This is a genomic window from Variovorax sp. 01T439_2 (assembly GCF_056398445.1).
Genome location: NZ_JBFTPJ010000252.1, coordinates 1 through 8,943 on the forward strand (window position 1 = coordinate 1; position 8,943 = coordinate 8,943).

The 8,943-nt window shown below is 68.8% G+C and carries 11 protein-coding genes; 7 read left to right on the top strand and 4 right to left on the bottom strand.

All coding sequences use genetic code 11. The features are described from left to right. Both AC1DOC_RS13875 and AC1DOC_RS13880 read left to right on the top strand, forming a co-directional pair. Nucleotides 1-390: chromate transporter (locus AC1DOC_RS13875; RefSeq protein WP_478129946.1), on the top strand; the 390-nt coding region annotated here is incomplete at its 5' end. A gap of 11 nt (nt 391-401) precedes the next feature. Then, nucleotides 402-1,328: a Fe-Mn family superoxide dismutase gene (locus AC1DOC_RS13880; protein ID WP_015865808.1), complete on the top strand. Its 927-nt coding sequence runs from the start codon at nt 402-404 to the stop codon at nt 1,326-1,328. A gap of 36 nt (nt 1,329-1,364) precedes the next feature. On the opposite strand, the gene AC1DOC_RS13885 is transcribed toward AC1DOC_RS13880, so the two are convergent. Together AC1DOC_RS13885 and AC1DOC_RS13890 are read right to left on the bottom strand one after the other, a co-directional pair. Then, on the bottom strand, nt 1,365-2,420 hold the full coding sequence (locus tag AC1DOC_RS13885) for a DMT family transporter (protein ID WP_015865807.1): 1,056 nt from the start codon (nt 2,418-2,420) through the stop codon (nt 1,365-1,367). Then, entirely contained in the window at nt 2,417-2,779 is a 363-nt protein-coding gene (locus AC1DOC_RS13890; RefSeq protein ID WP_478129947.1) for a dihydrofolate reductase family protein, read from the bottom strand. The genes AC1DOC_RS13885 and AC1DOC_RS13890 overlap by 4 nt, the downstream gene beginning before the upstream one ends. A gap of 218 nt (nt 2,780-2,997) precedes the next feature. On the opposite strand from AC1DOC_RS13890, the gene AC1DOC_RS13895 reads away from it, so the two are divergent. Beyond that, the gene (locus tag AC1DOC_RS13895) at nt 2,998-3,252 is read left to right on the top strand and encodes a ParD-like family protein (protein WP_015865805.1); all 255 of its coding nucleotides are present in this window, start codon (nt 2,998-3,000) and stop codon (nt 3,250-3,252) included. Next, on the top strand, nt 3,252-4,064 hold the full coding sequence (gene map, locus AC1DOC_RS13900; RefSeq protein ID WP_015865804.1) for a type I methionyl aminopeptidase: 813 nt from the start codon (nt 3,252-3,254) through the stop codon (nt 4,062-4,064). The genes AC1DOC_RS13895 and map overlap by 1 nt, the downstream gene beginning before the upstream one ends. Here the strand turns inward: map and AC1DOC_RS13905 are convergent. Beyond that, complete coding sequence (locus AC1DOC_RS13905) at nt 4,028-5,182, bottom strand: citrate/2-methylcitrate synthase (protein ID WP_015865803.1); 1,155 nt, start codon at nt 5,180-5,182, stop codon at nt 4,028-4,030. The two genes, map and AC1DOC_RS13905, sit on opposite strands and share 37 nt — an antisense overlap. Before the next feature lie 112 nt (nt 5,183-5,294). Here AC1DOC_RS13905 and AC1DOC_RS13910 point away from each other — a divergent pair, with 112 nt between their 5' ends. From AC1DOC_RS13910 to AC1DOC_RS13920, 3 genes are all read left to right on the top strand, one after another. Beyond that, the gene (locus tag AC1DOC_RS13910; RefSeq protein WP_478081374.1) at nt 5,295-6,248 is read left to right on the top strand and encodes a 2-hydroxyacid dehydrogenase; all 954 of its coding nucleotides are present in this window, start codon (nt 5,295-5,297) and stop codon (nt 6,246-6,248) included. Between the two features lie 47 nt (nt 6,249-6,295). Then, nucleotides 6,296-7,279, top strand: coding sequence for a Bug family tripartite tricarboxylate transporter substrate binding protein (locus tag AC1DOC_RS13915; protein ID WP_478081373.1), 984 nt, complete (start codon nt 6,296-6,298; stop codon nt 7,277-7,279). Between the two features lie 62 nt (nt 7,280-7,341). After that, entirely contained in the window at nt 7,342-8,319 is a 978-nt protein-coding gene (locus tag AC1DOC_RS13920; protein ID WP_015865800.1) for a tripartite tricarboxylate transporter substrate binding protein, read from the top strand. A 126-nt stretch (nt 8,320-8,445) separates the two neighbouring features. Here the strand turns inward: AC1DOC_RS13920 and AC1DOC_RS13925 are convergent. After that, nucleotides 8,446-8,943 (bottom strand): carboxymuconolactone decarboxylase family protein (locus tag AC1DOC_RS13925; RefSeq protein ID WP_478129948.1); only part of this gene is annotated, 498 nt, incomplete at its 5' end.

Sequence of the window (8,943 nt, forward strand, 5' to 3'; positions counted from 1 at the left end):
CTGAAGCAGGTGCTCGGGCCCGACTCGCTGCTGCTTGCGGGCGCGCTCGCCGCGACGGTCGTCACCTTCTTCACCTTCCTGCCGTCGTTCATCTTCATCCTGGCCGGCGGACCCGCCATCGAGGCGACGCACGGCAAGCTGGGCTTCACGGCGCCGCTGTCGGCCATCACGGCGGCCGTGGTGGGCGTGATCCTGAACCTGGCGCTCTTCTTTGCGTACCACGTGCTGTGGCCGCAGGGCTTCGGCGGCCGCCTCGATGCGGTCTCCGCGGCGATCGCGCTGGCGGCGGCCGCCGCGCTGTTCCGCTTCAAGGTCGGCGTGATGCCGCTGCTCGGTGCCTGCGCGGGCATCGGGTTGGCGGTGACCTTGCTGTTTCCCCAACTGCGCTGAAGGAGCCACTCATGGACGCCCGGATTCAACCCCTGCCCTTCGACCCCGCCATGCTGCGCGGCCTGTCGGAAAAACTGCTCGCGAGCCATCACCAGAACAACTACGGCGGGGCGGTGAAGCGCCTCAACGCCATCCGCGCGCAGCTCGCCGCGACGCCGTTTGCATCCACGCCGGGCTTTCAGCTCAACGGCCTCAAGCGGGAGGAACTGATCGCGAGCAACTCGATGCTGCTGCACGAGCTGTACTTCGCGTCGCTCGGCGGCGACGGCCAATCGATGGAACCCGCCATGGCGCTGGCACTGGCGGCCAGCTTCGGCAGCGCCGAGCGATGGCGCGAGGAATTCGCGGCCCTGGGCAAGGCGCTCGGCGGCGGCTCGGGCTGGGTGCTGCTCGCGTTCCAGCCGCGCGAGGGCACGCTGGTCAACCAATGGGCCGCCGACCACACCCATGCGCTGGCAGGCGCCACGCCCATCCTTGCGCTGGACATGTACGAGCACGCCTACCACCTCGACCATGGCGCCGCGGCGGGCGCGTACGTCGATGCCTTCATGGACAACATCCATTGGGGGCAGGTCTACGCGCGCTACCAGCAGGCCGTGCATGCGGCCAGCGAGCCTTTCGGCGCCACGCAGGACGAGATCGCCGGATCGGTGCTGCTCGACGTGCGCCGCGCCGGGGTGTTCGAGCGGGCCGCCGCGATGCTTCCAGGGGCGCGCTGGCGCGATCCGGCCGCGGTCGACAGCTGGGCCTCCGAACTGCCGGCCGGCAGCGACGTGGTGGTGTATTGCGTCTATGGCCACGAGGTGGGGCGCAGCACCGCCATGCGGCTGCGCGCGGCAGGCCTGAATGCACGCTACCTGCGCGGCGGCATCGACGGCTGGCAGGCGGCGGGCGGGCCGCTCGAAGCCAGGGCCGGCGTGCAAGGCGCGGCGCCCTGAATGGGTCCGCCCGGACGCGCACGCCCGGGCACCGGCTCAGTGGATGTGCTGGTGATGGGCGTCAGGCACGTGGGCGTGCGCGTGGCGAGCGGGCTCGTGCACATGCGGATGGCTGTGCGAGCCCACGGGGAGCACATCGTGGGTGTGGTCATGGTGGCCGTCGTCGTGGCGGTGCGCATGCTCGTGCTCCATGCGCTCATGCGTGTGCTCGTGGCCATGCGACTCCGCCAGGTGCAGCGCCACGCCCAGCATCATCAGAAGCCCGCCCGCCGCCATCACCCAAGTCCCGCTCCGGTCGCCCAGCGCAATGGCAAAGGCGGCGCCGATGAACGGCGCAAAGGCAAAGACGGAGCCGGTCCGCGCCGCCCCGAAGGCGCGCTGCGCGAGCAGGTAGAAGCGAAGGCTCAGGCCATAGCCGCTGGCGCCGACCGCGAGCAGGACCAGCGCGGCGCTCGACGCAGGCATCGGCTCGCCGAACAGCCACGCCAGCAAGGCCGTCGCCGTGGCGCCGATGGCGGCCTTGCCCAGCACCACCTGCCCCGGATCGCGCTCGGCCAGCGCGCGCGAGAGCGTGTTGTCCATGCCCCAGGCCGCGGTCGCGACGAGCACGGCCAGCATTCCCCAGAGCTGCGTGCTGCCGCTGCGTCCCTGGTCGAGGACCAGCGCGATGCCTCCGGCAAGCAGGAGCAGCATGGCACCCCATACGCGCCGGTCCATCGTCTCCTGGTAGAGCAGGCGCGCCAGCAGGGCGGTGAACAGCGCTTCCAGCGTCAGCATCAGCGATGCGCTGGTCCCGCTCGTGTGCTGCAGTCCCCAGGCCAGAGCGACGGGGCCGAGCACCGCGCCGAAAGCCGCCATGGACAGGAGCCGCGGAAGATCGCCGCGCACCATCCGGGCCTCGCGTTCTACCCGCTGGCGGGACGCGAAGCCGACGGCCGCCGCGCCCGCATACAGCAGTGCGGCGGTGGTGAAGGCACCCAGTCCCTTGCCGAAATGCTGGACCAGCGGCGTGCTGACGCCAAAGAGAACGGCGGCAAGCAGTGCGAGCAGGCCGCCTTTTACGGCGGGCAGGGAAAGATGCCGAGCAGTCATGGCCGCCTTTTGAATTTCATGTGAATCGCATCCGGCGCTGTGACCGTTTTCGCCAGCGCGAGGGCGCCCAGCGCCTCGGCATTGTCGAACAGGCGCTCGCCACCGCCGAGCAGGATCGGCGCCAGGTGGAGCTGCATTTCATCGACGCCGAACATGTTGCGGCCCATGATGGTCGCGCCGATGCCGGCAAGCTCTTCCTCCACCACCGGCGTGCTCTCGTTCACCACGCCGCCCTCCAGGCCATGTGGACGCCGCCAGGCTTCGAGCGGGAACACCCACTCGTGCAACTGCTCGCCGCCGATGCCCAGCGGCTCCCGCAAGCTCTGGTTCGGCCCGGCGACGAAACCGTCCAGCGACATCGAGATCCTGAATCGAAGCTTTGACATGCTGCGTCTCCTGCAGGCGTGGCCGAAGAGGGCGAGTCTAGGAATTGCAAGGCCGCGCGGCAATGCCAATGAAGCCGCGGTTTCTGCCAGCGGCGCGCCGCCCGCGGGTGTTGCCGGGGCTCATCCGCCGGATCATTGCGGGACCATCCAAAACATATACAATCCACGCACATTTCATATAAAGGCAAGCGATGGGCATCGTGAAGATTTCGGACCTGATGCATGAGAACCTGCGGGTGGCGGGAAACGCCCTGAGCAGGTCCATCAATGCACAGGCAGAGCACTGGATGCGGGTCGGCATGCTGACCGAGATGCATCCGGAACTGGACTACCGGGAAGTCTGCCAGCTGCTGATACAGGCTGAACTCGCGGGCGGCCTGGACATTGCCGCGGCCGTCACCAGCCAGCCCGGCAAGCCCCGCGGATCCGCGACGGGGAAGCACTAGTGGCGCACGGCGTTCCCATCAAGTCCGCCGAGGAACTCGCGATGGCGCGGCGCGCCGGCAGGCTTGCCGCGGAGGTGCTGCAGATGGTCGAGCCCTACGTGGTGCCGGGGGTGAGCACGGAAACGCTCGACCGGATCTGCCACGACCACATCGTGAACGTGCAGGGCGCCATTCCCGCCAACGTGGGCTACCAGGGCTATCCCAAAACCATCCTCACCTCCGTCAACCAGGTGGTTTGCCATGGCATTCCGTCGCCGGCCAAGATCCTGAAGAAGGGCGACATCGTCAACATCGATGTCGCCGTCATCAAGGATGGCTGGTTCGGCGACACCAGCCGCATGTACTTCGTCGGCGCGCCCAGCGTGCTGGCTCGGCGCCTGGTGGAGACGACGTACGAGGCCATGCTGGCCGGCATCCGGCAGGTCAGGCCCGGAGCGACCCTGGGCGATATCGGCCATGCGATCCAGTCGGTCGCTCACCGCGAGCAATTCAGCGTGGTGCGCGAATACTGCGGACACGGCATCGGCCGGATCTACCACGACGAACCGCAAGTGCTGCACTACGGGCAGCGCGGGGAAGGCCTCGAGCTGGAGCCGGGGATGGTCTTCACCATCGAGCCGATGCTCAACGCAGGCAGGCGCGAGACCAGGCAATTGCCCGACGGGTGGACCGTCGTGACCAGGGACCGGTCGCTGTCTGCCCAGTGGGAGCACATGGTGGCCGTCACGCCCGACGGGTATGAAGTGCTGACGGCCTGGCCGGAAAGTACGGGCAGCTACGCGCCAAGCGCCTCGGGCACCGGCCCCACATAGCGCCCGCGCGGCCGGATCACCTGCGCCGTGCCCAGCTGCTCCAGGCTGTGCGCCAGGAGCCCGACGCTGCGCGCAGTGGCGAACAGGCCGAAGGCCGCATCGGCAGGCAGCCGATGGTGCGCGGCCATGGCGGCCAGCGCAACGTCGATGTTGGGCTGCAGGCCGGTCAGCTTGGTCACCTTTGCGATGAAGCGCGCAATCACCTTGGGAGGCTCGAACAAGGCCAGCAGCGCGGCCGCGCGCGGGTCGCCGTCGGGGTAGAGGTGATGGCCGAATCCGGCGAGCGACAGGCCGTTCGAGAGGTGGTGGGCGAGCACCTGGTCTTCGCCCAGCCGTTCCACCTCGCTGAACAGCGCGCGCACGCGTCCCGAGGCATCGCCGTGCAAGGGGCCGGAGAGCGTGGTCAATCCCGCAAGCAGGCATGCGGGCAGCGAGGCGCCCGTCGAAGCGGCAATGCGCGCGGCAAAGGCCGAGCTGGTCAGTTCGTGATCGGCCAGCAGCACCAGGGCCGTTCGCAGCAGATCGGCCACCTTGGCGGGCTGCTTCCATCCTTTCGCAAAGCGAAGATGCAGCGGCTCATGGCCCGGTGATGCGCCGAACGCATTGGCCAGCCGGCCCACCAGGTCCTGGCTTTCGGCATGCAGCACCCGGGTCAGGCGGCCCCCGGTGGAATGGCCGGCGGCCGCCAGGCTGGCCAAGGCCGCGAAGGCCGCGCCTCGCCCGGGCTTGCCGGAACGCAGGGACGCCATGCAGGTGAAGTCGACGGCATGTTCGGCGCCCCACAACAGTTGCGCCGCATCTTCGAGCGTGGCGGTCCGGGCCATGCGCACGGCATCGCGGCCGCGGTAGTACGGCCGCCCGCGCGAGAACGCGCTGAGGGCCGTGGGAATGCTGGGCTCCGAGCCGAACAGCGTGTTGGCGGCCAGCGTCTCGTGCTTGCGGCCGGCCTGCTTGCGCCTGGCCAGGCCGGCCACGTCCTCGGTGCGGTAGAGCCTGCGCCGCGTGTCGGCCGGGTCGGGCATGACCTCGAGCTTGCCGCGGCTCACGTACGCGTAGATCGTCTGGGGCTGCACGCCCAGGAGCTTGCACGCCTCGGTCATCGAAATCCAGGAAGCCATGGGCGGGTCGTGAGAGTCAATTTCTATTGATTATATGTATCAAGATTGACCAGTATGTCAATCTATTCATAGCATAGGCCCGGCTCCGTGAAGAGCGTTCCCGAACAGCGATATGAAACCCCAAGTCCTTCAACTCAATCCGATCCTGATCCCCGCAGTCAACGACAAGCTCGCCTCGCTCTACGCCGTGCACAAGCACTTCGAGCTGCCCGATCCTGAGGGCTGGCTGCGCCAGCACGGTGCATCGATCGACGCCGTGATCACCGGTGGGCACACCGGCATTTCGCGCGCCATGCTGGAGCAGCTGCCCAGCCTCAAGGTGGTGGCCGTCAATGGCGTGGGCACCGACGCCGTGGACCTGGCGTACTGCCGGGAGCGCGGCCTGCCCGTCACCGCAACGCTGGGCGCGCTCACCGAAGACGTGGCCGACCTCGCCATCGGCTTGCTGATCGCGGCCTGCCGCAACCTGTGCGCGGGCGACCGCTTCGTGCGGGACGGCCAATGGGAGCGCCACCCCCAGCCCGGCGCCATTCCGCTTGCCCGCCGCTTCAGCGGCATGCGCATCGGCATCGTCGGAATGGGGCGGGTGGGCCGCGCCGTGGCGGTGCGGGCGGCTGCCTTCGGTTGCCCCATCCGCTACACCGACCTGCGCCCGATGGACGACGTTGCCTGCAGCTTCATGCCGAGCCTGGTGGACCTGGCGCGCGAATCGGATGCGCTGGTGCTGTGCGCCGCCGCGGACCGGGCCGAAGGCATCGTCGACGCGGCCGTGCTCGACGCGCTGGGCCCGCGCGGATTCCTGGTCAACGTCGCGCGCGGCCGGCTCGTGAACGAAGCCGACCTCACGCAGGCGCTGGTCGACGGCCGCATTGCGGGTGCGGGGCTGGATGTGTTCGTCGACGAGCCGCGCGTGCCGCTGGCGCTGCGCCAGTCCGAGCGCACGACGCTGCAGGCCCACCGCGCCAGCGCCACCTGGGAGACCCGCACCGCCATGGCCGAGATGGTGCTGGCCAGCGTTGCCCAGGCCCTGGCCGGCGAGCGCCCGGCCATGAGCCTGACCACCTGAGCATCCATCCGCCTTCGCGGCGCAGCGGCCGCGCATCAAACCTATAAATGGAGACATCCTTGTTCATTCGACGCCTTGCCATTCCCCTGGCCCTTGCCCTCTGCGCCATCCAGGCGCCGGGCTTCGCGCAGACTTTTCCTTCGCGCCCCGTCACGCTGGTGGTGCCGTTCCCGCCGGGCGGCGGGACGGACACCGGCGGCCGCGTCATCGCCGAGCAGCTGGGCCGGCGCTGGGGCCAGCCTGTGATCGTGGAGAACAAGGGTGGTGCCGCCGGGCAGATCGGCGCCGACTTCGTCGCCAAGTCCAGGCCGGACGGCTACACGCTGCTGCTGGGCAACATCGGGACGCAGGCGATCAATCCGCTGCTGTATCCCAAGCTGCCCTACGACGCCGACAAGGCCTTTGCGCCCGTCTCGTTGGTGGCCGAACTGCCGCTGGCGATGATGGTGAATCCAGCGGTTCCGGCGAAGACGGCGGCCGAATTCGTGGCGCTGGCCAAGGCCAGGCCGGGCCAGATGAGCTACAGCAGCTCGGGCGCCGGCGGCGCACCGCACCTGGCGGCCGAGATGTTCAAGGACCAGACCGGTGCCTTCATCCTGCATGTGCCCTACCGCGGCGGCGGGCCGGCCATCGCCGACCTGCTCGCGGGCCATGTGCAGCTGTCGTTCATGACCGTGCTCGAGGCCTCCGGCCACATCAAGGCGGGCAAGCTGCGTGCGCTGGCCGTGACCGGCGACAAGCGCGTGCCGGCGTTTCCCGAAGTGCCCACGCTCGCCGAAAGCGTGGCGCCCGGCTTCAACGCGATCTCCTGGATCGGCCTGCTCGCACCGGCGGGCACGCCGCCCGAGGTGGTGGAGAAGATCGCCGCCGACCTGCGCGCCGTGCTGGCCGACGAATCGGTCAAGGCGCGCTTCGTGGGGCTGGGCGGCGTGCCGCGCGCCACATCGCCGCAGGAGTTCGCGCGGCTGATCGACGGCGACAAGCGCCGCTACGCCCAGATCATCCGCAGCCGCAAGATCACGATCGAGTGAGCGCGGCGAGCCGGGCTTTCCTTTCGAAAGAGACACAGACCCACCCCCAAGAGGAGACATCCATGCAGCTCACATCCCTGGTCAAGATCCTTGCCGTCTCGGCGTCGCTCGCGGCAATGCCGATCGCCGCATCGGCCGATGCGGCCTACCCGGCGCGCGCCATCAAGATCGTCGTGCCCGCGCCGCCGGGCGGTGCGATCGACACCATTGCCCGCGTCGTCGGCGACAAGCTCGCGGTGTCGATGGGCCAGCCGGTGATCGTCGACAACCGGCCCGGCGCTTCCAACAACCTGGGCACCGACGTGCTCGCCAAGTCGGCGCCCGACGGCTACACCATCGGCATCGTCGGCGGCAGCCACAACATCAACAAGTTCCTGTTCAGGAACCTCGGCTGGGATCCGGAAAAAAGCTTCGAGCCCATCGTCTACAGCCATGAGGTTCCACTGGTGTTTGCCATCTACCCGCAGCTTCCGGCCAGGACGCTGCCGGAGCTGGTGGCGTGGATGAAGGCCCATCCGGACGAGGCCAAGGTTGCCACCTCCGGCCGCGGCAGCGCGCAGGAAATGGCGGCCGAGATGTTCCGCATGGCCAGCGGCGCACCGATGCTGCTGGTGCCCTACAAGGGTTCTTCCGCCGCGCACCCGGACCTGCTGGCCGGGCGCACCGCGCTCTTCATCGACACCATCAGTGCCATCCAGCCGCAGGTGAAGGCCGGCAATGTGCGCGCCGTGGCAGTCTCGACGCGCAAGCGGACAAGCTCGCTGCCCGACGTGCCGACTGCGGACGAGCAGGGATTGAAGGGCTACGACGCCAACACGAACGGCGGCTTCCTGGCGCCGGCCGGCACGCCCAAGGCTGTCGTCGCCAAGCTGAATGCCGAGATCAACGCGGCGCTTAAGCTGACCGACGTGCGGACCAAGCTGGAGGCCGCCGGCATCGAGGTACAGGGCGGCACGCCACAGGAATACGCGGCACTGATCAAGTCCGATCTTGCCAAGTGGGGCAGGGTGGTGAAGGAGGCGGGGATCCAGGCGGAGTAAGGGCCGCGGGAGCTCGATGGCCGGAATTCGATCGGACCAATCTCGGCATCCAAGCCGCCCGCCGGCTGCGGCGCCGCCGCGGTGACGCCTGATGCAGGCAATGGTGCGGTCGCATCGAGTCCCGCTTCAGCTGCCAGCGCGCGTGGCCAGCTGGCGCGCCAGCGCCTCGCGAGCCCTGCGGCCCATCTCCGCATCCACGCGCTCTGCAAGCACCTGCGCCAGCTGGTCGAGCTGGGCGGCACTGATGCCCACGTTCATGCTGATGCGCATGTGCGACTGAAGCTGGGATTCGGCGCCCGCAAGCGCCGACAGCATGCCGACCGTCGCCAGCTCGCGGCTCGGCCAGTCGAGGTTGTCGCGCTCGAACACATCGCCGAAGAGGTGCGTCTTCAGGTATTCGTCGATGGCCGGCGCGAAATCGAACAATGCGCCCTTGACCGGCGCTCCGGCGAGCTTCGTCTGGTTGGCCGTGCCGGCCGCCAGCAGTGCGTCGCCCTTCGGAATGGGGCGCGAGGGCAGTTGGCCCTGCTTGTCCTGGGCACCGCGCTGCTTGCGGGCTTCCACGACCTTCATCAGTTCGCCCAGCGCATTGAGGCTGCGCGGGAATCCGGCATAGGCATACAC